23 protein-coding genes and 1 tRNA gene are annotated in these 23,110 nt (G+C 63.6%); 11 read left to right on the top strand and 13 right to left on the bottom strand.

The genetic code is table 11. From position 1 onward, the window contains the following. Positions 1–3: 3 nt before the first annotated feature. The 4 genes from XI05_RS26210 to XI05_RS26195 are packed head-to-tail and all read right to left on the bottom strand — an operon-like array spanning position 4 to position 3,918. Entirely contained in the window at positions 4–1,278 is a 1,275-nt protein-coding gene (locus XI05_RS26210; protein WP_271507163.1) for a dihydrolipoamide acetyltransferase family protein, read from the bottom strand. A 1-nt stretch (position 1,279) separates the two neighbouring features. After that, on the bottom strand, positions 1,280–2,293 hold the full coding sequence (locus tag XI05_RS26205; RefSeq protein ID WP_271507162.1) for an alpha-ketoacid dehydrogenase subunit beta: 1,014 nt from the start codon (positions 2,291–2,293) through the stop codon (positions 1,280–1,282). Positions 2,294–2,296: 3 nt separating this feature from the next. Further along, on the bottom strand, positions 2,297–3,556 hold the full coding sequence (locus tag XI05_RS26200) for a 3-methyl-2-oxobutanoate dehydrogenase (2-methylpropanoyl-transferring) subunit alpha (protein ID WP_271507295.1): 1,260 nt from the start codon (positions 3,554–3,556) through the stop codon (positions 2,297–2,299). Next, positions 3,553–3,918 carry a hypothetical protein gene (locus XI05_RS26195; RefSeq protein ID WP_271507160.1) on the bottom strand — a complete coding sequence of 122 codons (366 nt, stop codon included), beginning with the start codon at positions 3,916–3,918 and terminating at the stop codon, positions 3,553–3,555. The genes XI05_RS26200 and XI05_RS26195 overlap by 4 nt, the downstream gene beginning before the upstream one ends. A gap of 32 nt (positions 3,919–3,950) precedes the next feature. Here XI05_RS26195 and XI05_RS26190 point away from each other — a divergent pair, with 32 nt between their 5' ends. Then, positions 3,951–4,463 carry an Lrp/AsnC family transcriptional regulator gene (locus XI05_RS26190; protein WP_271507158.1) on the top strand — a complete coding sequence of 171 codons (513 nt, stop codon included), beginning with the start codon at positions 3,951–3,953 and terminating at the stop codon, positions 4,461–4,463. A gap of 114 nt (positions 4,464–4,577) precedes the next feature. Here the strand turns inward: XI05_RS26190 and XI05_RS26185 are convergent, their stop codons facing one another. After that, on the bottom strand, positions 4,578–5,909 hold the full coding sequence (locus XI05_RS26185; protein ID WP_271507156.1) for an MFS transporter: 1,332 nt from the start codon (positions 5,907–5,909) through the stop codon (positions 4,578–4,580). Between the two features lie 641 nt (positions 5,910–6,550). Between XI05_RS26185 and XI05_RS26180 the strand changes: the two genes are divergently transcribed. The 3 genes from XI05_RS26180 to XI05_RS26170 all read left to right on the top strand — a co-directional run bounded on the left by XI05_RS26180 (position 6,551) and on the right by XI05_RS26170 (position 10,153). Then, a complete protein-coding gene (locus tag XI05_RS26180; protein ID WP_271507154.1) occupies positions 6,551–7,408 on the top strand; it encodes an NAD(P)-dependent oxidoreductase in 858 nt (285 codons plus the stop codon). A gap of 37 nt (positions 7,409–7,445) precedes the next feature. Further along, entirely contained in the window at positions 7,446–8,927 is a 1,482-nt protein-coding gene (locus tag XI05_RS26175; protein WP_271507152.1) for an aldehyde dehydrogenase family protein, read from the top strand. Positions 8,928–9,073: 146 nt separating this feature from the next. Further along, complete coding sequence (locus XI05_RS26170; protein WP_271507150.1) at positions 9,074–10,153, top strand: isocitrate/isopropylmalate dehydrogenase family protein; 1,080 nt, start codon at positions 9,074–9,076, stop codon at positions 10,151–10,153. A gap of 11 nt (positions 10,154–10,164) precedes the next feature. On the opposite strand, the gene XI05_RS26165 is transcribed toward XI05_RS26170, so the two are convergent. After that, the gene (locus XI05_RS26165; protein ID WP_212256254.1) at positions 10,165–11,061 is read right to left on the bottom strand and encodes a LysR family transcriptional regulator; all 897 of its coding nucleotides are present in this window, start codon (positions 11,059–11,061) and stop codon (positions 10,165–10,167) included. Between the two features lie 338 nt (positions 11,062–11,399). After that, positions 11,400–11,484, bottom strand: a tRNA-Leu gene (locus XI05_RS26160). Between the two features lie 154 nt (positions 11,485–11,638). Here XI05_RS26160 and XI05_RS26155 point away from each other — a divergent pair. Next, positions 11,639–12,190 (top strand): disulfide bond formation protein B, encoded by a 552-nt coding sequence (locus tag XI05_RS26155; RefSeq protein ID WP_271507148.1) that lies wholly within the window; start codon positions 11,639–11,641, stop codon positions 12,188–12,190. Between the two features lie 128 nt (positions 12,191–12,318). On the opposite strand, the gene XI05_RS26150 is transcribed toward XI05_RS26155, so the two are convergent. Beyond that, complete coding sequence (locus XI05_RS26150; RefSeq protein WP_271507146.1) at positions 12,319–13,404, bottom strand: AbrB family transcriptional regulator; 1,086 nt, start codon at positions 13,402–13,404, stop codon at positions 12,319–12,321. 100 nt (positions 13,405–13,504) lie between these two features. Continuing rightward, complete coding sequence (locus tag XI05_RS26145; RefSeq protein WP_271507144.1) at positions 13,505–13,795, bottom strand: PsiF family protein; 291 nt, start codon at positions 13,793–13,795, stop codon at positions 13,505–13,507. Positions 13,796–13,995: 200 nt separating this feature from the next. On the opposite strand from XI05_RS26145, the gene XI05_RS26140 reads away from it, so the two are divergent. Then, positions 13,996–14,481 carry a hypothetical protein gene (locus tag XI05_RS26140; RefSeq protein ID WP_271507142.1) on the top strand — a complete coding sequence of 162 codons (486 nt, stop codon included), beginning with the start codon at positions 13,996–13,998 and terminating at the stop codon, positions 14,479–14,481. Between the two features lie 123 nt (positions 14,482–14,604). Here the strand turns inward: XI05_RS26140 and XI05_RS26135 are convergent, their stop codons facing one another. Continuing rightward, the gene (locus XI05_RS26135; RefSeq protein WP_172785996.1) at positions 14,605–15,153 is read right to left on the bottom strand and encodes a TetR/AcrR family transcriptional regulator; all 549 of its coding nucleotides are present in this window, start codon (positions 15,151–15,153) and stop codon (positions 14,605–14,607) included. A 107-nt stretch (positions 15,154–15,260) separates the two neighbouring features. Here XI05_RS26135 and XI05_RS26130 point away from each other — a divergent pair, with 107 nt between their 5' ends. From XI05_RS26130 to XI05_RS26120, 3 genes are all read left to right on the top strand, one after another. Then, positions 15,261–15,689 carry an acyl-CoA thioesterase gene (locus XI05_RS26130; protein WP_271507140.1) on the top strand — a complete coding sequence of 143 codons (429 nt, stop codon included), beginning with the start codon at positions 15,261–15,263 and terminating at the stop codon, positions 15,687–15,689. Positions 15,690–15,692: 3 nt separating this feature from the next. Continuing rightward, entirely contained in the window at positions 15,693–16,142 is a 450-nt protein-coding gene (locus XI05_RS26125; protein ID WP_271507138.1) for a PaaI family thioesterase, read from the top strand. Positions 16,143–16,254: 112 nt separating this feature from the next. Further along, the gene (locus XI05_RS26120; protein ID WP_271507136.1) at positions 16,255–16,914 is read left to right on the top strand and encodes a DsbA family protein; all 660 of its coding nucleotides are present in this window, start codon (positions 16,255–16,257) and stop codon (positions 16,912–16,914) included. Between the two features lie 81 nt (positions 16,915–16,995). Here the strand turns inward: XI05_RS26120 and XI05_RS26115 are convergent, their stop codons facing one another. From XI05_RS26115 to XI05_RS26105, 3 genes are all read right to left on the bottom strand, one after another. Further along, positions 16,996–17,202: a hypothetical protein gene (locus XI05_RS26115; protein ID WP_172785992.1), complete on the bottom strand. Its 207-nt coding sequence runs from the start codon at positions 17,200–17,202 to the stop codon at positions 16,996–16,998. Positions 17,203–17,283: 81 nt separating this feature from the next. After that, complete coding sequence (locus tag XI05_RS26110) at positions 17,284–18,354, bottom strand: phospholipase (RefSeq protein ID WP_271507134.1); 1,071 nt, start codon at positions 18,352–18,354, stop codon at positions 17,284–17,286. 26 nt (positions 18,355–18,380) lie between these two features. After that, positions 18,381–19,352 (bottom strand): S1C family serine protease, encoded by a 972-nt coding sequence (locus XI05_RS26105; RefSeq protein ID WP_271507132.1) that lies wholly within the window; start codon positions 19,350–19,352, stop codon positions 18,381–18,383. Between the two features lie 282 nt (positions 19,353–19,634). On the opposite strand from XI05_RS26105, the gene XI05_RS26100 reads away from it, so the two are divergent. Further along, positions 19,635–21,053, top strand: coding sequence for a M20 family metallopeptidase (locus tag XI05_RS26100; RefSeq protein ID WP_271507130.1), 1,419 nt, complete (start codon positions 19,635–19,637; stop codon positions 21,051–21,053). 258 nt (positions 21,054–21,311) lie between these two features. Next, on the top strand, positions 21,312–23,102 hold the full coding sequence (locus XI05_RS26095; RefSeq protein ID WP_271507129.1) for a peptide ABC transporter substrate-binding protein: 1,791 nt from the start codon (positions 21,312–21,314) through the stop codon (positions 23,100–23,102). Positions 23,103–23,110 lie beyond the last annotated feature (8 nt).

The raw sequence follows: 23,110 nt of genomic DNA, 5'->3' as shown, positions 1-23,110 counted from the left end.
GTCTTATGCGTCAATGAAGATCATGGCCGGTGTCTCCAGCTGTGTCTTGATCCGCTGCACGAACTGGGCTGCATCGAACCCATCGATCACCCGGTGATCGAAGCTGGACGACAGATTCATCATCTGACGCGGAACGAAGACGGCGCCATCCCAATGCGGACGGATGGCGATGCGGTTGACACCGACGATTGCGACCTCCGGATGATTGATGATGGGCGTCGTCGCGAGCCCGCCCAGCGCGCCGAGCGACGTGATCGTGATGGTCGAGCCGGTGAGTTCGTCGCGGGTGGCGCTGCCGTTTCGCGCCGCTTCCGCGATCCGCGCGACCTCGGCGGCGCAATTCCAAAGGTCGCGCGCTTCCGCATGCCGGACGACGGGGACCACCAAGCCGGTCGGCGTTTGCGTGGCAATCCCGATATGAACGCCCGCGTGCTGGTGAACGATCCCGGCCTCGTCGTCGAAATGGGCATTGAGATGCGGCAGCCCGGTGATCGCGCGCACCATGGCGCGCATCAGGAACGGCAACAATGTCAGTTTGGGCCTGCCCGGCTGCTTCTGGCTGTTGAGCTTCGCGCGCAAATCCTCGAGCGCAGTGACATCGACCTCTTCGATATAGGTGATGTGCGGAATGCGCGAGCTCGCAATCGACATCTTCTCGGCGATCTTGCGACGTAAGCCGACGATCTTGACGTCGGTCACCGCGGTTTGCGCGGGATACGGCGTCGCTGTCGTTCCGATATCACCGCGCGCCAAATGGGCGTCAAGATCATCGTGGGTGACCCGCCCGGCCGGGCCCGTTCCGCGAATCTGACGCAAGTCGATGCCTGCTTCCCGCGCGCGGAGCCGAACCGCCGGGGCGGCCAAAGGTCGATCGCTTGCGTGGCGGAGTAGCGCCGCCGATGGCTGCGTCCTCCGCGCATTGGGCGGCTCGCTCGCCGGCACGCGCGGGGCGCTTGCGGCATGATCAGACTTTTTGGCCGAAGCGCTTGCCGCGGACGATGCGAGCTTCACCGCTTCCGTCGCGTGCGCGCTCTTGCCGTCGACCTCCAGCCGAACGAAGTCCGAGCCGATGGCGAGAACGTCGCCCACACTGCCGGCGAGCCAGATGACCCGTCCCTCGGCGGGCGAGGGAATTTCCACCGTCGCCTTGTCGGTCATGACTGCGCCGAGCACGGCGTCCTCGCGCACGACGTCGCCGACCTTCACGTGCCATTCCACGAGCTCGGCTTCCGCAATGCCTTCGCCGACGTCGGGCAGCTTGACCACGCGCTCGGCCATTTCAAGCCTCCAGCGTTTCGATCAGCGCACGACTGACTCGCGCCGGGCCCGGAAAGTAGTCCCATTCCTGTGCGTGTGGGTAGGGCGTGTCCCAGCCGGCGACCCGCGCGATGGGGGCTTCCAGATGATAGAAGCATCGCGTCTGGACCAGTGCGCAGAGCTCAGCACCGAATCCGGAGGTCAGCGTTGCCTCATGCACGATCACGCAGCGTCCGGTCTTCTTGACCGAGGCTTCGATGGTGTCGAGATCGAGCGGCAGCAGCGAGCGAAGATCGATGATCTCGGCATCAATACCGGCTTCGGTCGCGGCGGTCTCGGCGACATGAACCATCGTGCCGTAGGCGAGGATGGTGACGGCCTCGCCGTGCCGGCGGATCGCGGCGCTACCGAGCGGAATTGCAAAATGTCCGTCGTCGACTTCGCCGAGATCATGCTTCGACCACGGCGTCACCGGCCGGTCATGATGCCCGTCGAATGGACCATTATAGAGCCGCTTCGGCTCGAGAAAGATCACGGGATCGGGGTCCTCGATGGCGGAGATCAGCAGACCCTTGGCGTCGTGCGGGTTCGATGGCACGACGGTCTTGATGCCGCAGACATGGGTGAACAGAGCTTCCGGGCTCTGGCTGTGCGTCTGCCCGCCAAAGATGCCGCCGCCGGTCGGCATGCGCACCACGAGCGGGCAGGTGAACTGGCCATTCGACCGATAGCGTAGCCGCGCGGCCTCGGAGACGATCTGGTCGTAAGCCGGATACATGTAATCGGCGAACTGGATTTCGACGCAGGGTCTCAGGCCATAAGCTGCCATGCCCACCGCGATGCCGACGATGCCGAGCTCGCTGATCGGGGTATCGAAGCAACGGCTCGTTCCGTATTTCGCCTGTAGACCCTGGCTGGCGCGAAACACACCGCCGAAATAGCCCACATCCTCGCCGAACACGACGACATCGTTGTCGCACGACATCATCACATCCATCGCGTCGCGAATCGCCTCGATCATGGTCCGCCGTGTCATGGTTCAGACTCCGGCTTCCTGGCGCTGACGGCGCAGATGTGGCGGCATATCCGCGAATACGCCCTCGAACATGTCACGCGCCGAAGGACGTTGCTCGGAATGGAGCGTGCCGTAGCTCTCGGCTTCCTTTTGGGCCGAAACGACTGTGTCCAGGATCTCCGCCTCAGCCTGCTTGTGCCGCTCCTCCGACCAGGCGCCGCGGACGATCAAATGGTTCTTCAGCCTGATCACGGGATCTCCGAGCGGCCACGCTTCGGATTCTGTCTTCGGCCGGTAGCCCGCTGGGTCGTCCGAAGTAGAATGCGCACCGACGCGATAGGTTACGTGCTCGATCAGGGTCGGGCCGAGGTTGCGGCGTGCGCGTTCGCAGGCCCATTTCGCCACCGCATGGACTGCAAGGTAGTCGTTGCCGTCGACACGTAGTGCCGGAATGCCGAAGCCGAGACCGCGCGCCGCAAACGTGCCGGAGCCGCCGCGTGCGATGCCCTGGAAGGTCGAGATGGCCCATTGATTGTTGACGATGTTGAGCACGACCGGCGCGCGATAGGTCGAGGCGAACACCAGTGCGGCATGGAAGTCGGATTCGGCAGTTGCCCCATCGCCGATCCACGCAACTGCGATCCTGGTGTCGTTCTTGATCGCAGACGCCATCGCCCAGCCGACCGCCTGGATGTATTGGGTGGCGAGATTGCCGGAGATCGAGAAGAAGCCGTGCTCCCTGGAGGAATACATCACCGGTAGCTGGCGCCCCTTCAGGGGATCGTGCGTGTTGGAGTAGATCTGACAGGCCATCTCGACCAGCGAGTAGCCGCCGGCGATCAAAAGCCCCGCCTGGCGATAGGTCGGAAAATTCATGTCGCCCGGAAGAAGCGCCTTGCGGAAGGCGCAACTCACGGCCTCTTCGCCCATATGCTGCATATAGAACGACGTCTTGCCCTGACGCTGTGCTGTCTGCATCCGCGCGTCAAACGCACGCAACGTCATCATGTGACGCAAGCCCTCGAGCAATTCGCTGTCCGAGAGGGTGCCTGCCCAGGGACCCACGGCCTCGCCATCGCGATTGAGCACGCGAATGACGGAGAAGGCGAGATCACGAATCGTCTCGGCGTCCACGTCGACTGCGGGACGATTGACCTGGCCTGCGCGCGGAATGCGGATGTTCGAGAAATCTGGCGTGCCGCCCGGGCGCACCGCTGGTTCCGGCACGTGCAGCCTCAGTGGCGGATGCTCGGCGGATTGAGCCGCCTCGCCTTGCGGGATCATGTCATGGATGAGGTCGGGGTCGGGCATTGGCTTTCACCTCTCACCTCGATTGCATCGATGCAGAATAACGCACCAACGCGGCGAACGAGCCGGTCGACGACGTCGCGGTCATCGATATCTATGGAAGCCGAGATGCGGCAGGCGTTCGAATCCACGCGCGCGCTGACGGCGGCAAGCCGCAGCCCCGCGACACGGGTCTGGTCCAGCAGGCGGCCGAGTGCGGCGTGCATATCGCTGGTCTGGAGTTCGAGAAAAAACACCGCATACGTCTCATTTTGTAAGTACATCGTACTGGCAAAGACCAGGATTGTTGTTCTTTTGATCTGGGTATAGGCTGGATATGCGATAAGGATATTCCACATATAAGCCGTAGAGCCAGAATGGAGTTCTTGGTATGGTGCCGATCGGACGTGCCTCGAGGCCGGTCAAGGCCGCGCGCAAGGATGCGCTTCGGCTAGACGAGATCGATCGCAAGATCCTGCGCGCCTTGCAGCAGGATGCACGCCTGACGACGGCGCAACTCGCCGACAGGATTGGGCTTTCCACCACGCCATGCTGGAACAGGCTGAAGCGTCTCGAGACGCAGGGCTATATCGATGGCTACGTCGCGCTGCTCAATCAGGACAAGCTTGGCCTGCCCGAAACGGTCATCATAGAGCTGACGCTCGATCGTCACGACGAGGAGATGCTCGAACGCTTTGGCCAAATGCTGACGAATTTGCCGGAGGTGATCGAGGCCTATCTCACCACCGGAGATTACGATTACATTGTGAAGGTCGCGGTCGAAAGCACCGCCGGCTATGAACGCTTCCTGCGCGAAAAGCTCTATCGCATCCCTGGCATCCGCCACAGCCGGTCGTCATTTGCGTTGCGCTGCCTGAAAAAGCTAACTTCGGTCCAGGTCTAGCAAAGGATCGGGGCACTCCAGTCGAGCCCTCATCGCTCCTGACCGCAGTCGTCGTGACTCCCCATCCCCCAAGTTGGGAATGGGGCTAGGATCTACCGGGCGATGCTGGAAGGGCTACCGTCCCGGCTCGCCGAACTCGTGCTTGCTGTCGTGGCCGCCGATGAACACCAGGACCCCGGCGATCAGCGGCAGGACCGCAAGCACGAGCAGGCCGGTCGAGGTTTGCCCCGTCGCTTCCTTGACCCAGCCGATCAGATAAGGACCGCCAAAGCCTGCGAGGTTGCCGATCGAGTTGATCAGCGCGATGGCGCCGGCGGCCGCAGTGCCCGAGAGCCATGCGGTCGGCAACGTCCAGAACACGCCGAAGCAGCAGAACACGCCGATCGCGGCTACCGTCAGCGCCACCATCGTCAGCGTGGGATCGGTGAGATAGGAGGACACGGCGAGCGCAACAGCAGTCAGGATCAGCGGTGCGCCGACATGGAACACGCGCTCACGCGTGGCATCCGAATGCCGCGCCCACAGGATCATGGCGATGGTCCCGAACAGATACGGGATCGCGGTGACGAATCCGGTCTGGGCGTTGGTGAGGCCGAACGCCTTGACGATCTGCGGCAGCCAGAACTGCATGCCATAGAGCGCGCCGACGAAGCCGAAATAGATCAGGCTCAGCGTGATCACCTTCGGCGAGGTCAGCGCTTCGCCAAGAGACAGATGTTTGACCGCCTTCTTGGCTGCAACCTCCGAATCAAGCTTGGCCTTGAGCCAGGTCTTCTGCTCGGCCGAGAGCCAATCCGCCTTCTCCGGCTTGTCGGTGAGATAGAACCAGGTGGCGATGCCGAGCAGCACCGACGGAATGCCCTCGATGATGAAGAGCCATTGCCAGCCCTTCAACCCCATGAGGCCGTCGAGCCCGAGCAGCAAGCCCGAGATCGGTGCGCCGATCACGGTGGATACGGGGACCGCGATCGCAAAGGCCGCGATGAAGCGGCCGCGGTACTCGGCCGGGTACCAATAGGTGAGATAGAGGATGATGCCGGGGAAGAAACCGGCCTCGGCGACACCGAGCAGAAAGCGGAGAATGTAGAAGCTGGTCTCGCCGCTGACCATCGCCATCAGCGCCGAGATGATGCCCCAGGTCACCATGATCCGGGCGATCCAGCGGCTGGCGCCGAATTTCTCCAGCGCGAGATTGCTCGGCACCTCGAAGATGAAATACCCGATGAAGAAGATGCCGGCGCCCCAGGCGAACACCAACGGGGAGAATTTCAGGTCCGCATTCATGGTCAGCGCGGCAAAGCCGAGATTGACGCGGTCGAGGTAGGAGAAGAAGTAGGCCAGCACCAGGAACGGGATCAGTCGCCAGGAGATGGCGCGAATGGTCGAAGTCTCGATCGCCGACTTGGCAGCGCCGGCGGCACCGGCATAGGTGGTGGTCTGACTCATCGCGGTTCCCCCGTCTGTCCGCCAAGTCGACTTGGCTTCGTTATGATTGATATTTGTGGATCTAATTCTCGGCAGAGTGCTGAAGCAATGCTGGCGTAGCGCAGTAATTCTGAACGGGGTGTCAGTTTTTCTCACGGGCCGATGTCCGGGTGACACTGCGGCGCTCGTTGGACCGGCGACGTGCCTCGGCATGCCGGAAGTAAACCCGTGGGTTTTCCGACCACCGGGGGAAAGGCCGGCAGATCAGAAAAACCAAACGGGAGGTCAGAAAAAGCGCCTTGCATGGAACCGGACGACGCCGCTCATCTTGCGCCATCAAGAAGGAAGCCTGTCGCAGGCGAGGAAACGATGGTTGCAAGCGGCCTATCCAGCGCAAGAGCACGGCTCGGGTCGGCCTTCAAATCCGGTCGCGCCGCCACGGGTCGGTGCCGCAACGTTGCGCCGACCAGATGAGCCGCGCGGAGCATCTGCGGATGCGGGCTCGGCTAGCGTCGTGATCCGCTCTTACCTGCCAGAATTGCTGGCGCTGTCCATCGGATCGTGGCCGCCAAGCGCGGGAAGATCGTCGACGCGATCAGGCGACAGAGCAACAGATCATCTACGCCGCCATTCACGAGAGGCTTGCATGAACGATGAATGAGATGACTAAGCTGAGAGTCGGAATTGTCGGTGTAGGTCTGATGGGCCATGGAATCGCAAAGAATGTCCTGGCGCGGGGCAGCTTTCCTCTGGCCTTTCTCGACCATCCGGGCAATCAACCCGTTGACGATCTCCTCAGCCTCAGGGCCGCGGCCTGCAAGACGCCCGGTGAGGTCGCGAGCGCATCGGATGTTATCATCCTCTGCGTAACGGGTTCGCCTCAGGTCGAAGCAATCCTGACGGGCGAAGCGGGCGTTTTGTCTGGCCTCCGTAAGGGCACCATCATTGTCGATTGCTCGACGGCGCTGCCGGACTCGACATTGCGGATGGCCGCCGCGGTCGAGGCGGCGGGTGGACGCTTTCTCGATGCGCCCATGACGCGCACCGCCAGGCACGCGGAAGAAGGAACGCTGAACCTTCTGGTTGGCGGCGACGAAGCCGACCTTCGCAGCGTCCGCGCGGTTCTTGCCTCTTTCACCGAGAGAGTGGAACATGTCGGCCCGGTGGGTTTCGGCCACCGGCTCAAGCTGCTCCATAATTATGTATCGATCGGCTTCATGGCGCTGCTTGGCGAGGCCGCGGCGCAGGCCGCCGATGCAGGCGTCGATCCGGCGGTCTTCGTCGACGTCCTTGCCAAAGGAGGCGTCGTGACGGGCGATACCGGCACGATCCCGTTCTTTATCGATAATGCGCTAAAGGATATCTCCTACTACCGGATGATGGCGAGCAACTCCGGCGCATCCAAAGTGATCGCAGACGGTGTCGGCACTGCGATCGCGGCTGTGGTCGAGAGCGGCCATGGCCAAGCCTATATTTCCGACCTGGCGCGGCTCCTTCGAAAGACGAAGCCGGCAGCCTAGACCGAGAACGAGTGTTGAGACAGGGACGACCGATCCAATGACAATGACCGATATCCGATTTCCCGTAGATGGCCGAACTCGCAAGATGTTCGTCGATGGCGCGTGGGTTGAGGCCCGCTCGGGAAAAGTCCTCGAGACGCGCAATCCCGCGACTGGCGAAGTGATCGGCCGTGTCCCGCGTGGCGATGCTGGCGACATCGACATTGCCGTTACCGCCGCCCGGCGCGCCTTCGTGGGACCGTGGAGCCGCTTCAAACCGTTCGAGCGACAGGCTCTGCTCCTGCGCATTGCCGATCTGTTCGAGAAGCATTGGGAGGAGATCAGTCGGTCCGACACCGCCGACATGGGTATGCCGATCGTCAGGACGCGGGCGAACAAGCTTCGCGTGCTCGGCATGCTCAGATACTACGCCGGCATGGCGACGGCGATTCATGGGCAGACGATCGACAATTCGCTTCCCGGCGACATAGTTTCGTTCACGCGGAAGGAGCCGGTCGGCGTGGTCGGCGCGATCATCCCTTGGAACGCGCCCACCGCTGCTTCGGTTTGGAAGATCGGACCTGCGCTCGCGACCGGCTGCACCATCGTGCTCAAGCCTTCCGAAGAGGCGCCGCTAACGCCCCTGCTGATCGCGGATTTGATGAACGAGGCAGGTGTGCCGCCCGGCGTCGTCAACGTCGTGACCGGGACCGGCCACGAGGCCGGCGCGCCTTTGGCCGAACATCCCGGTGTCGACAAGATCGTCTTCACGGGATCCACTGCCACTGGCCAGGCGATCATCCGAGCGTCGGCCGGCAATCTCAAACGGGTATCCCTCGAGCTTGGCGGAAAGTCGCCGGTCATCGTCTGCGCCGACGCGGACCTCGACAAGGCTGTCCCGATTGCCGCGATGGCAGCGTTCGCCAATTCGGGCCAGATCTGCATCGCCGGCTCCCGCTTGTTCGTCGAGCGAGCGATCCACGACGAGTTGGTCGAACGGCTCGGAAAGTTCGCTTCGGCCCTCAAGATCGGCGACGGAGCTGATCCCATGACGGAGATCGGACCCCTCGTTTCCGAGCGACAGCTCGACAAGGTCGAAGGCTTCCTGAACAGCGGACGCGACCAGGGCGCGAAGGTCGTGACCGGAGGCCGAAGACTGAGAGAGGGGAGTTTCGCGAAGGGCAACTTCGTCGAGCCGACCGTGTTCGCCGGCGTCTCCGACGACATGCAGATCGCCCGTGACGAAATCTTTGGTCCGGTCATTTCCGCACTGCCGTTCGACACGCTCGATGAAGCCATGGAGCGCGCCAATGCGACACCATACGGGCTTGCGGCGGGTGTCTTCACGCGTGACGTGAGCAAGGCCCACATCATTTCGCGCAGTCTTCGGGCGGGATCGGTCTGGGTGAACACCTATCACGCGATCGATCCTGCATTGCCTTTCGGCGGCTACAAGATGAGTGGATATGGCCGTGAAGGCGGCACCGAACAGCTCGATGAGTACCTCAACACGAAGGGAGTCTGGATCAAGCTGGACTGACCGATCATTCTGTCGGCTTCGCGATCAGTCGTGACGATACACATCTGATCGACGCTTCACCCAACGTGGCGCGCCGATGCGTGACCTTGCGCATTCGTGGCTGCGAGGGAAGAGACGAGACCACTACAATCAACCGAGCGAGTATCATGAAGGACAGTTACAAAATTGCGGTCGTGCACGGAGATGGCATCGGACCGGAAGTCGCTCGTGCGGCGGTTGCGGTGCTGCAGGCTGGTGTCCGGACCGGCACGCTCCAGTTCGTGGAATACCCGGCGGGTGCCACTCACTTTCTCGAAACGGGAGACTCCTTTCCGGCGACCTCGTTCGAGGGCTGTCGCGCGGCGGACGCCATTCTCCATGGTGCGGCTGGCATTCCCGGTGTGGTTCACCCTGACGGAACCGAAGCCGGACTTGATTTCACGCTCTCACTTCGCTTCAAGTTGGATCTGTATGCCAACGTGCGGCCCATTAGGCTCTACAAGGGCGTGCCGTCTCCGCTCGGGCATCCGGGGTCGATCGATTACGTCATCGTCAGGGAGAATAGCGAGGGGCTCTACGCCGCGCGCGGCGCGGGTGCGCTGCTGAGGGAGGAAGTCGCAGTCGACACGCTAGTTCAGACTAGGAAAGGTATCGAGCGTATCGTCCGGTTCGCGTTCGACCTCGCCAGATCGCGTAACGGCTCGCCAAAGGACGGCCGGCGCCGGGTCACCTGTTGCGACAAGGCCAATGTCCTGCGCACATATGCGTTCTTCCGTTCCGTCTTCGACGAGGTGGCCAAGGACTATCCCGACATTGAAGCCGAGCACGTCCTTGTTGATGCGATGACCGTTCATCTCGTCAACAAGCCATCGCATTTCGACGTCATCGTCACCGAGAACATGTTCGGCGACATCATTTCCGATCTCGGTGCCGCGACGGTCGGCGGCATGGGCATGTCTCCGTCGGAAGAAGTCGGTGATGGAATCGGCTTCTTTCAAGCTTCGCATGGCTCGGCGCCCGACATAGCAGGAAAGGGGCTGGCCAATCCCTATGGAACGATCCTGGCTGCGATACTGATGCTGAGACGCCTGGACCGGCGCTATCGCGATGATCGGCTGCGCCTTGGTGCCGACAGGATGGAAGCTGCCGTGTGCGCCGGGTTGGAGGATGCAGCGCTGAGGACACGGGACATCGGCGGCAATGCGACGACCAGTCAGGTCGTGGATGCGCTCCTGAAGCTGCTCTGAGCGGGAGGGCGTCAGCGCAGCTGGGAAAGACTTGAGCGGATCAAAGAGATCAGCTGCTCGGTGTTCGGGCGCCTGACCGAGCTGCGCGTGGTAATCAAGCCAATCTGGCGAAGCTTGATTTGATCGGAGAGCGGGACCACACGAAACCGCTGCACGCCAGCCTGCACCAGCGCGACTCGTGGCACGATCGCGATGCCGAGGCCGGACGCGGCTAGTGCCACCGCCGTCGTGGCGGCCTGAACTTCAAATTGAACATCGAGCCGGACGTGGAGCGTCTCCAGCGTCTCGTCGATCAACCCTCGCACGGCTGTCGTTTTCGACAGCAGGATGACCGGCTTGTCCACCAGATCGGCGAATCCCGTGCTTGCTTGCCCCTCGTCGAACACCGGCGGTACGCAGGCAAAAAGGGGGTCCTCAAGCATCGGCTCGAACTCATAGTCCCCCATGTCGGGGACTTGCGGACCAATACCGAACTCGACATCCTGCCGCTTGAGGAGTTCAAGCATAGGTGTCGTGGAGAGCTCCATGAGCTGGACCTGGCTCCGCGGATAGCGGACCTTGAATGTCGCCAGGATGTTGGGCAGCCATCCGGACGCGAGCGTCGGAACGCAGGCCATGCGAATGTGACGGCTGCGGGACTGTGCTGACTCGCTCAGCAAATCCAGCCCGGACTGAACTTCCTGGAGGGCGCGCTTTGCCTGCTCGAACAGAATTCGCCCCTCAGATGTCAGCAATACTTTCTGCGGCGTTCTGCGAAAAAGGAGAACGCCGATCTGCTCCTCCAAGTCGCGGATCTGCATGCTGACCGCAGAAGGAGACCGGTTCGATTCCTCGGCGGCCTTCCGGAAGCTTTCGTGCTCAGCTGCAAGCAGGAAGGTATGGAGAAGCTTGAGATTGATGTTCGACAAGTCCTATGCCCTGCTTCTGCGTTTCCGCGCATGTGACGCGGAGGGACAAAGCCCCCGTGCACCGGGAGACCGATCTGTTCACAATATCCAGCGGCGATTGGTACGTATATCGAGTGGAAAGTTCAGCCGTCGTTCCTGCGGGCCATCTGCTCAATTCCCTCGTCGGGAATAGCGAAATTCGCGTGAACGTTTGTTCGGCCGATACCGACAAAAATGCCAACAAACGGACGGCTGGAGCAACTTTTACTTGTGGTTTCAATGCATCGCGAAAATTTTCCGGAGAAATCCGGAATCGAAACCAACGGCTTAAGGCATAGTTATTATTAGTGTTTTTATCGTGGTGCCCCTGGCCGGAATCGAACCAGCACTCCTTGCGGAACTCGATTTTGAGTCGAGCGCGTCTACCAGTTCCGCCACAGGGGCCCTCGGTCGGCCCCATAGGCGGCGTCGCGAAGCCGGCGGACTATAGCCATGGACGGGGCGGGGTCAACCCGCGCCAAAGTGATGTCAGCCGTTCTCGACAGCCGCATGGGCCGGGGCTAGAGGCTTGGGCGCGAGAGATGCCAAAGAGGCTGCCGTGACCACCGAGAGTGCCGCCATACCTGCGTTCAAGCCGGCCGCCACGAGCCCCGCGCTGACCGCCGCGGTCCTGGTCACGCTGATCGGCGCAGCCACGATTGCGGGCGCCTGGTTCTTCCAGCTCGTCCTGGAGATCCTGCCCTGTCCATTGTGCCTGGAGCAGCGCTACGCCTATTACCTCGCAATACCGCTCGGTGCGCTCACGGCGCTGGCGGCGCGGAGCGGCGCGCCGCGGCCGCTGCTGCTGGCGGGGCTCGCGATCCTCGCCCTGGCGACGCTCGTCAATGCCGGTCTCGGGGCCTACCATTCCGGGGTCGAGTGGGGGTTCTGGAAGGGGCCGACCGACTGCTCCGGGCCCGTCGTCAATCTCGGCAGCGCCGCCGATCTCTTGTCGAAGCTCGACACCGTGAAGGTGGTGCGCTGCGACGAGGTGCAGTGGCGCTTCCTCGGCCTCTCGCTCGCCGGCTACAACGTGCTGATCTCGCTCTTGATGGCCGCGATCGCCGCGTGGGGATTCGTGCGGACGGCGAAGCGCACACAACTGCCGTAGGGTGGGCAAAGGCGCGCTCTTCGCGCGCCGTGCCCACCATTCATCGTCATTCATGCCAGTCGATGGTGGGCACGCTTCGCTTTGCCCACCCTACGGAAGCGGAGCTCCGCTACGAGAGCCGCGCCCCGTCAATCGTCCACGTCGTCCTGCGTGCGCCCGAACAGATGCACGATGCCCGGCGTTGCGATCGTCACGAAGACGAAACGCGACAGGTGATGGGCGCCGACGAAGATCGGGTCGATGTGCAGCGTCAAGGCCAGCGCCAGCATCGCGTCCATCGCGCCCGGCGCGAAGGCGACGACGACGTCTGAGAATTTGACCTGGGTGGTGAGCGCCACGATGCCGACGAAGATGGCGGAGACGGCGATGGCCACGGCAAACGAGCCCAGGGCCGCGCTGAGGTGGCCGGCGAGCGTCTTGATCCGCATCCGCGCGAAACGGCTGCCGATCAGTGCGCCGATCCCGATCAGCGCCACGCCGCGCACCCAATCCGGCAGGCCGCCCTCGACCCATCCGGCACCATGCAGCACGCTGGAGGCGATCATCGCGCCGAACATCCAGCTCGCGGGAAACCTGATCAGCCGCAACACGAGCGCTGCCGCCAGCGACGCGGCGGCCAGCTCGAGGAGATCGAGCGGCGAGGCGATGGTCGTCGCCAGCGACGGCGCAGCCGAGGGCGCGACGCCTGCAATCGCCAGCACCATCGGCAGCGCGGCGGTCAGGATGATGACGCGCATGGTCTGCACCACCGCAATGCCCGGCAGGTCGGCGCCGCGCTCGACCGCCAGGATCGTGATCTGCGACAGCGCGCCGGGGCTGCCGGCCAGGAAAGCCGAGGTGCGGTCCCAGCCATGGATGCGCTGGAGGTAATAGCTCGAGCCGAACGTGGAGCAGAAGGTGGCGAGCGCCAGCAGGCCGATCGTGAGAGGATAGGCGCTGACCTGCTGAAGCAAATGGCGCGAGACGACCGAGCCCAGCGAGATGCCGAGCAGCACCAGCACGGTCTGGGTCAGGATCGGCGGCAGGCTCAGCTGGCGGCCGGCAATTGCGGCGATCCCGACCGCGATCATCGAGCCGGAGATCAGCCCGCCGGGCAGGCCGGCGAGCAGAAACGCGAGGCCGCCGGCGGTGCCGATGACGAGCGTCTCCACCGTGCTCAGGATCTTGGCACGGCTCGGCCATTCGAACGACAGGGAGGCGGTGATTTGCTTCACGCCACCTTATCGCAAATCCGCCCGAGCCGCACAATTGCAGGCTCGTCATGCCGCAATGCGCGACGCCTTCCGCGGATGCTCGGAAGGAAGCGTGACGGGCTTATTTCTTGTCGGCGGCGGGAGCTGCGGGAGCGGCGACTGCGCTGCCGGCCTTCGCCTCCTTTTTGCATTCGCGACGGAATTTCTTGCGCTCCTTCCCCTTCAATCCCTTGGCGTCCGCTTGCTTCGAGCATTCCAGCGATTCCGCCGATCGCTCCTTCGTTGCCTTCTTGTCGGGGACAGTGGCGGCAGTGTCGGTCTTGGCGGCCGGTGCGGTGGTCTGCGCGAAGGCGGTGCCGGTGAGGAGCAGGGAGGCGAGCGCGACGGCGGCGAGGCGGGACGTGAAGGTCATGTGGTGCACTCTGCTTGCGAGAATTGCGAAGGGCTGAAACGTCGGCTCGTGTTGCTGAACGCGACATGAATGAGTGAAGCGGCGGGATCACTATATTTTGCCGGCGCAAGGCATCGCATCCTTGTCGCAAGCGTTCGGCACGCTAGGATAGCAATCCTCAATTCACTTCCGTCAGGGAAGACCAAGCAGGAGACCCAAGGATGACCATTCAGACGAAATTGTTGTGTGCGATCGCAGCGTCGGGTGTCGCGGCATTGCTGGCGAGCGCGCCGGCGCAGGCATTGACCGCGCAGGAGTGTAGCGCGAAGTACCAGGCCGCCAAGAAGGACGGCTCGCTCGGCACCATGAAGTGGAATGACTTCCGCAAGGCCCAATGCGGTGCCGATGCGGCGCCCGCCGCGGCGCCGACCGCGGCAGCGCCCACGGCTCCCGCGGAGCCGAAGCAGGCCAAGAAGGAGGCGGCGCCCGCCGCGGCGGCGCCGGCCCTGCCGGCCGGACCTGCGATCTACCCGAACGCGGTCGATCCGAAATATGCCAAGGAGCCCGCCGGCAAGGCGCGCCTGCACACCTGCGTCGACCAGTACAATGCCAACAAGACCACCAACGGCAACGGCGGCTTGAAGTGGATCCAGAAGGGCGGCGGCTATTACAGCGAATGCACCAAGAAGCTGAAGGGCGCCGCCTGAGCTTCGAATGCTACGAAGGCCGGAGCAACGCTCCGGCCTTTTCGCCTGTATTTTGGCGCACGATCTTTTCGGAAAACCGCTGCACTCTTGACGCTTACGCGGCCCTTCGGGTCCGGATCTGGCTCAGTCGAGCAGCTTCTCGGCCGATTTCGCCACGAGCTGCGACCGCTTGCGCGGACCGCTCTCGACGAACAACAGGCTCTGGCCGAAGATGAAGCAGTAGAACAGGAAGGCCTGCGCGTCGGCCTCCTCGGTCGCAAGGCCGGTGGCGCGATAGAGGTCGCCGACGTGTTTGAGCCGCGCCGCGTCGACGCTCGCCACCGCCGCAGCGGCGTTCTCGTCCGAGCGGGCCCATTGCCGGATCGCAAGCTCGATCGCCATGCCTTCCGGATTGAGCCGCTCGGAATAGAGCTGGATCACCGCCTTCAGCCGTTCGCGCGGCGCTTGCCCGTCAAGGCTTGTCTGCTGCGCGATCGCGGCGATGCGGCCCTTGCGCCAGGCTTCCAGCATGGCCTCGAGCAGCGCGGCGCGATCGGCGAAGCGCCGGTAGAACCCGCCCTTGGTGACGCCGAGGTTCTTGGCGAGCACCTCGACCCGCACGCCCTCCACCCCCGCACGGGCGAGCTCGGCAAATCCAGCCTCGACCCAGACATCGCCCTTGCCGTCGCTCATGAAGGAAGCCTCACCCGGACTTGATACGGTGCCGTATTGCTAACGCGACACGGGTTTGATACGCTACCGTATCAACGATCAAGGACGAAATTGCGGGAGGAATTGCGATGGAGCAGGAGGCAACCTATCGCGGCACGGTCTATCCATGGCAATGCGACCATGTCGGGCACATGAACATCATGTGGTATGTCGGCAAGTTCGACGAGGCCAACTGGAATCTGTTCGCTCGCATTGGCCTGACGCCGAGCTATTTGCGCTCCTCCGGCCGCGGCATGGCCGCGGTGCAGCAGAACATCGCCTACAAGCGCGAGCTGCTCGCCGGCGACATCGTCGAGATCCGCAGCCATCTGCTCGAGATCAGGGACAAGTCGATCCGCTTCCGGCGCGACATGACGAATGCCGAGACTGGCGAGCTCGCCGCGACATGCGAGATCACCGGCGTGCACATGGACCGTCAATTGCGGAAGTCCGCGCCGTTCGCCGATGCCATTCGCGAAGCAGCCTCGAGGCATCTTGCGGAACCTGCCGAGGTGTGAGCCATGACAGCCTTCGAGCCGAAAAATCCGGGCTACCGCGCGGCGGCCATCGCCATGTTCGATGGCCAGCCGGCCATGCGCACGCTCGGCATCGTGATCGTCCGCCTCGCACCGGGCGAGGTCGAGCTGGCGATGCTGCATGCACCGGCCCTCACACAGCAGAACGGTTTCATCCATGCCGGCATCATCGCGGCGGGGCTCGACAACGCCTGCGGCATTGCGGCCTTCAGCCTAATGCCGCCGGAGGCCGGTATCCTCACCGTCGAATTCAAGACCACGCTGCTCGCGCCCGCCCGCGGCGAGCGTTTCGTCTTCAAGGCCGAAGTGGTCAAGCCCGGCCGTACGTTGACCTTCTGCGAGGCAAAGGCCTACGCCGAGCATGACGGCAAGACCACGCTGATCGCCACGATGAGCGGGACGTTGATGGCGATGCTGCCTCGCCCGGCGGTCTAGTTGAGCCGGGCGCGATTCGCGTGGCAATCGCGCCCGCGGCATTCTATATGACCCGTAACATGGCCGGTCCGCGGGCGTATATCCGCAAGATGGGGCCGGAACGGGACGAGATATGACCGGATTTGGGAAGAGTGGCCTTGCGCCGACGCGGCGCGCAGCCTTGACGCTGATCGGAGCGGGTGCTCTTGCGGTGGGTGGCATCGTCCGGGCGCGCGCGGCGGCCGGCGATGACGAGGTGCTGACCGAGGCCAAGGTGCTGCGCGATCCCGACACGCCCGTCGCAGGCAATCCCGACGGCAACATCACCATCGTCGAATGGTCCGACTACAATTGTCCCTATTGCCGCAAGCTCGAGCCCGAGCTGCGCCAGGTCGTCCAGGATGACGGCAAGGTGCGGCTGGTGATGAAGGACTGGCCGATCCTCGGGCCGGTTTCGGTCACCGCGGCGCGGAGCGCGCTGGCCGCCAAATTCCAGGGCAAGTACCACCAGGCCCATGACGCCATGATCGGCGTCAGCTCGCGCCTGACCGAGCCGCGCATCAACGAGCTGCTGGCGGCCGCCGGGGTCGACATGGACCGATTGAAGCGCGATCTCACCGGGCACGCCAAGGACGTCGACGCCATCCTCAAGCGCAACAACGAGCAGGCTGAAGCTTTCGGCTTCCACGGCACCCCGTCCTTCATCGTGGGCAAGTATCGCGTACCCGGCGCGCTCAGCATGGCCGAGTTCGAGCAGGTCATTGCCGACGCCCGCAAGGCCAAGATGAACTGAGCCGGCGATATTTCAGGACGCAACAGAAAGGCGCCGTCGCGGAGTTCGCGACGGCGCCTTGTTCATGTCGATCGGACGAAATTACTTCGACGAGATGCGGACCCAGTCCTTGTGCGCGCGATCGCGCAGCGCATCCCAATCGGCCTTGGCGACGTCCCAGTTCACGATGGTACGGTTGGTCGTCGCGACCTCACCCTTGGCGACCGACGACGTCTGCATGGAATCATAGATGTAGACGCCGCACGCAAGCAGCAGCGCGCCCAGGATCATTCCAAAAAAAGTCTGCATGGCGAACCTCCGGTGACGGGCAATAACGTCGGCCCGGAGTGATGGTTCCGCGACCATGCGGCGCATCTAAGGAGAGGTTGTTCATTCTCCATTCAGCCACTCCATCAGCTCCGCATTGATCTCGCGCGGATAGGTGTGGCTGAGGTCGTCGACCTCGCGATAGGTGACGTCGGCACCGCCGGCGGAGAGTGCCGCCTGCGTCTGCCGTGCGGTCTGCACCGGAAACATCCAGTCGAGCTTGCCGTGAGTGATGAAGACCGGCAGGCCTTGCAGGCGCGTTGCGTCGGCCATTTCCGCCATCAGCGGATGGAAGGTCGCCGCAACAGGCGCGAGATGCGTGAAAGGCGAGGCGCCGTCGAGGCCGGTGACGTAGCAGAAGGTGCCGCCATCGCTCATGCCTGTCAGCAGCAGGTGCGAGGGGTCGATGCTCCAGCGGCTGCGCACCACCTCGAGGATGCGCATGAGGTTCGGCGTGTCGGTGTCGTCGCCCATCAGCGCCCAGGTTGGCCCGGTCGCAGTCGGCGCCACCAGGATCGCGCCGAGACTGCGGGCGTCGCGGAGCCAGCTCCACAGAAAGCCACGGCCGTTGCCGCTGCCGCCATGCAGCGCCATCACCAGCGGCATGGCACGCTCGGGCGTGTAATATTCGGGGACATAGACCGAAAAGCCGCCGCGGCTGCCGGGCTCGTTGTGGTCGTGGAAAATGCCGGTATCTTCGCTCGCGCCGGCTTCGAGCTTCGACAACAAATCCGCATTGTCGCGATTGGCGGCGTTGAGGAAGAAGCCGCTCACGGGCGGAAACTTAACCGCCAGCGGATAAAGCGCCTCCTGCGCGCGCGGGACATGGCGCAGAGCGCGGAACACCGCGACGAGATCGCCATGGCCACGCTCGACCTCACGGATGCCGGCAAAGGCAGCGAGCGTCTCGCCGCAGGCGCGATCGAGCCGCTCGCGCAGGCCAGCGAACTGCTCCGGCCAATCCCCGATTGCGGCGTGCGCCGTCTGCAGCGCCTCGTCCGGCGTGCCGATCGCATCCATCACCGAGGCGAAGGCTGGCGGATGCAGATGCCGTTGGAAGAAGCCGAGTGCTTCCAGCGCGTTGAGCAGCGGCGGCAGCACGGCCACGATGTCGTCCACCACGGCCTCGGTCATCGCCCGCTTCCTCAAAGCCGTTGGGATCAGTGCAGCTTCGGCGCCTTCAAGAGCTTGAAGCGATCGGTCGACGTCACCGTGACGTCGAAGGTGACGCCTTCATGATGAACGGTGAGCGGCACGTCGACGCCGGCGGCGCCGAGCGCCCACATTTTCTTGTAGAAGGCGGTCTGGCTCGTCACCTTGTCGCCGTTCACGGCGAGAATGACGTCGCCGGTCTTGAGCTCGGCGCGGGCGGCCGGGCCATTGGCGGAGATCCCGATCACCACCACGCGGTTGTCGATCTCGGTCGAGAAGAGCCCGAGCCAGGGCCGTGCCGGCTTGTTGACGCGGCCGAACTTGCGCAGATCGTCCAGGATCGGCTTCAGGAGGTCGATCGGCACGATCATGTTGACGTGCTCGGCCTTGCCGTCACGTTCGCGCTCGAGCTGGAGCGAGCCGATGCCGATCAGCTCGCCGCGTTCGTTGAGCAGCGCCGTGCCGCCCCAGTTCGGATGTGCGGGAGAGGTGAAGATGGCCTCATCCAGCAGATATTCCCAGTAACCGGCGAATTCCTGCTTGGCCACGACCTGGCTCGCAACCGAGCGCGTGCGTCCACCGGCGCCGCCGACCACGACGCGGTCGCCGATCCGCGTCGCCGCCGACGAGCCGAGCGGCAGCGGCGCAATGTCGAGCTGGCCGAGCGCCTGCACCAGCCCGAACCCGGTCTCGGAATCGAAGCCGAGCGCATGGCCCTCCACCACGCGCCCATCGGCGCGGTGCAGCCAGACCGATTCTGCCTCGGTGATGAGATAGCCTATCGTGAGCACCAGCCCGTCGTCGATCACGACGCCGTTGCCGGCGCGTTCGGTGCCCAGCGTCTCGGCACTGAAGGCGTCCGGGGGGATGATGGCGTGCAGGCCGACGACGGAGCCGAGCGCGCGGTCGAGATCGAAACCGTAGTCGCTCGCCCGCGGCTGGTTCGCCGGCGGCACTCTCCATTCGGTCAGGGTGGACATGGAGTTCTCCTGGCTGAGAGCATCGCTCCGGCAAGGCTGGCGGAGCGACGCGCGAAGCACGCCTAATTTAGGCCGGAGCAGGCGGTCTTGAAAGCCTCGTTCCCAACTATTCGGGAGAACGCTGCGTGAAATTTTCGAAAGGCCTGGAAACACCTCTTGCACGGGACGTCATGTCATCCGGCCGCCACCGCATGGCTGCTGTCCGGCGCGGTGCTAGGCGCCGTGCAGTGAAGCTGCTAACCATTGCCGCTTCGTTTGACCAAGGGATCACGGACGACAAGCATGGACAACCGCAGCGACATCTGGCGTGGCATCGATACGATCAAGGAACGTTTCATCGACCTCAGCGACAGGGTCTGGGGCATGCCTGAGGTCTGCTACACCGAGGCGCGGTCCGCCGCCGAGCATCTCGCCGAGCTGCGCCATCAGGGATTCCGCATCACCGAGAACGTCGCCGGCATCCCGACTGCGCTGATCGGCGAGTGGGGCGAGGGCGGTCCGGTCATCGCCTTCATGGGCGAGTACGATGCGCTGCCGGGCCTCAGCCAGGAGGCGGGTGTCGCCGAGCATCGCCCGATCGAGACCGCCGGCCATGGCCATGGCTGCGGTCACAACCTGCTCGGTTCCGCCGCGCTGCTCGCCGCGACGGCGGTGAAGGACTGGCTGGCGGAGAACAAGGTGCCCGGCCGCGTGCGCTATTACGGCTGCCCTGCGGAAGAAGGCGGCGCCGCCAAGGCCTTCATGGTGCGCTCCGGCGCGTTCGAAGACGCCGACATCGCCATCACCTGGCATCCGCACAGCTTCTGGGAAGTGGCGGTGACGCCGTCGCTCGCGAATACGCGCGCCGATTTCACCTTCACCGGCCGCACCTCGCATGCGGCGGCCTCGCCACATCTCGGCCGTTCGGCGCTCGATGCGGTGGAATTGATGAATGTCGGCGTCAACTACATGCGCGAGCACATGCCGAGCGACGCGCGCGTGCACTACGCGCTGCTCGACACCGGCGGCATCGCGCCCAACGTGGTGCAGGCCCATGCGCGCGTGCGCTATTCGATCCGCGCGCGCGATCTTCCCGGCATGAACGAGCTGGTCGAGCGCGTGTCCAAGATCGCGCAAGGCGCGGCGTTAATGACCGAGACCAAGGTCGAAATGAAGATCATCTCCGCGGTCTCCAACATCCTGCCGAACGGGCCGCTGGAGCAGGCGCTGCACCAGGTGATGGAAGAGCTCGGACCGCCGCATTTCGACGATGCGGACAAGAGCTTTGCTGGCCAGATCCGTGCGACCTTGAGCGACAAGGACATCGCCTCCGTCTACTACGCGATCGGCATGGAGCCGACCGATCGGCCGCTGGCCGACTTCCTGGTGCCGCTCGATGCCAAGCGCAACCCGCTCGTCGGCTCGACCGATGTCGGCGACGTGAGCTGGGTGGTGCCGACGGTGCAGGTGCACGCACCGACGGTTGCAATCGGCACGCCCTTCCACACCTGGCAGGTGGTGGCGCAGGGCAAGAGCCCGCACGCGCACAAGGCCATGGTGCAGGCGGCCAAGGCCATGGCCGGTCTCGGCATCAAGGCGCTGACGGAACCGGAGCTGATCAAGGCCGCCAAGACCGATCTTCAGAAGCGGACGGCCAGGACACCTTACGTCTGTCCGTTGCCGGATCACGTCGCGCCGCCGCTCGACATGTCCGTGGCGTAGAATCGGCCTCGATACTTCGTCTGATCCAGCGAACAAATTTTCCGCAGTGCAGCGCGCAATCCAGCAGATTTTGCTGCTGGATTGCCGAACGGATGGGCTGCGGAGCGCAATTTTGCCCAACGGACAGCCAGAAGACCGTTTGCATACACACGGTCCCAGTTGACGTGCACCCCATTCGGTGTGCCATCTACCGCCAGCCAAACCCGGCGGTCGCGAGCGGCCGCCTGCATCCATGCCGGAACCAGACGGGGGACAACCATGCTGGACAAAGAGCTGCGTTCGATGATCGGTCAGGTGAAGGACGGGCGGATGGACCGCCGCGCCTTCGTCAAGCGTCTCGCCGCGGTCGGTCTCACCGCTCCCCTTGCCAACCAGCTCCTCGCGCTCGGCGGCGTTGCCATGGCGCAGAGCCCGGCGGTCTACAAGCCGACCAAGCGCGGGGGCGGCGGGCCTCTCAAGGTGCTGTGGTGGCAGGGGCCGACGCTACTCAATCCGCATTTCGCCACCGGCACCAAGGACCAGGACGGATCGCGGGTTTTCTACGAACCGCTCGCGAGCTGGGACGCCGACGGCAATCTCAACCCCATCCTCGCTGCGGAGATTCCCTCGGTTGCAAACGGCGGTCTCGCCGCCGATGCCAAGTCGGTGGTCTGGAAAATCAAGCCGGGAGTCAAATGGCATGATGGCAAACCGCTGACTGCCGACGACTTCGTGTTCACCTGGCAATACGCCAGCGATCCTGCCACGGCTGCCGTCAGCATCAGCACCTATGGTGACATCACGGTCGAGAAGGTCAGCGATCTTTCGATTCGCATCCTGTTCAAGACCCCGACGCCGTTCTGGGCCAACGCGTTCGTCGGGGCTTATGGATGCGTCATCCCGAAGCATCTGTTTGCCGACTACAAGGGCTCGAAGTCCCGCGAGGCGCCGAACAATCTGTCCCCGGTGGGCACCGGTCCCTATAAATTCGTCGAGTTCAAGCCGGGCGATGTGGTCCGTGGCGAGCTCAATCCCGACTATCACATGCCCAATCGTCCGCATTTCGATACCATCGAGATGAAGGGCGGCGGCGATGCCGTCTCGGCGGCGCGCGCGGTGATCCAGACCGGCGAATTCGATTTCGCCTGGAACATGCAGGTCGAAGACGACGTGCTGCTGCGTCTGGAGAAGGGCGGCAAGGGCAAGACCGTCTATGCCACCGGTGGCGACATCGAGTTCATCGCCATCAATTTCACCGACCCCAACGTCGAGATCGACGGCGAGCGATCCTCGATCAAGACCAAGCACCCGATCCTGTCGGATCCGAACGTGCGCAAGGCACTCGCCCTGCTCGTGGACCGCGAGTCCGTCAAGAAAGCGATCTACGGCCGGGCCGGACGCACCACGGCCAACTACCTCAACGGTCCCGAGAAGTTCGTCTCCAAGAACACCTCGTGGGAGTTCAACGTCGAGAAGGCGTCGAAGATGCTCGATGACACCGGCTGGAAGGTCGGCGCCGACGGCATCCGCGAGAAAGACGGCAAGAAATTCAAGCTTCTGTACCAGACCTCGACCAACGGTCCGCGCCAGAAGACCCAGGCCATCGTCAAGCAGGCCTGCCAGAAGGCCGGCATCGACGTGGAACTGAAATCGGTCGTTGCCTCGGTCTTTTTCTCGTCCGACGTCGCCAACCCGGACACCTACCCCAAGTTCTATGCCGACATCGAGGAGTTCCAGATCCCGATGACGCAGCCGGATCCGGCCCTGCACATGCGCCGCTACATCTCCGCCAATGTGGCCACCAAGGAGAACAAATGGCAGGGGCAGAACTTCCCGCGCTACGTCAACAAGGAGTATGATGACGCCATTGCTGCGGCCGAGACGGAGACCGATCCGGTCAAGCGCGCCGCGCTCTACATCAAGTGCAACGACCTGTTGTGGCAGGACACCGTGTTCATTCCGGTAATGCATCGCCTGCTGGTGGATGCCTGCTCCAACACGTTGCGGCCGGCGCTCTCGGGCTGGGCCAATCGGACCGACAACATTCAGGACTGGTACCGGGAGGCATGAGCGCAGGC

The organism is Bradyrhizobium sp. CCBAU 11357 (assembly GCF_028128865.1).
Classification (GTDB): Bacteria; Pseudomonadota; Alphaproteobacteria; order Rhizobiales; family Xanthobacteraceae; genus Bradyrhizobium.
The sequence above is the reverse complement of the archived record's forward strand: the minus strand, read 5'-3'. Positions and strand labels throughout refer to the sequence as shown.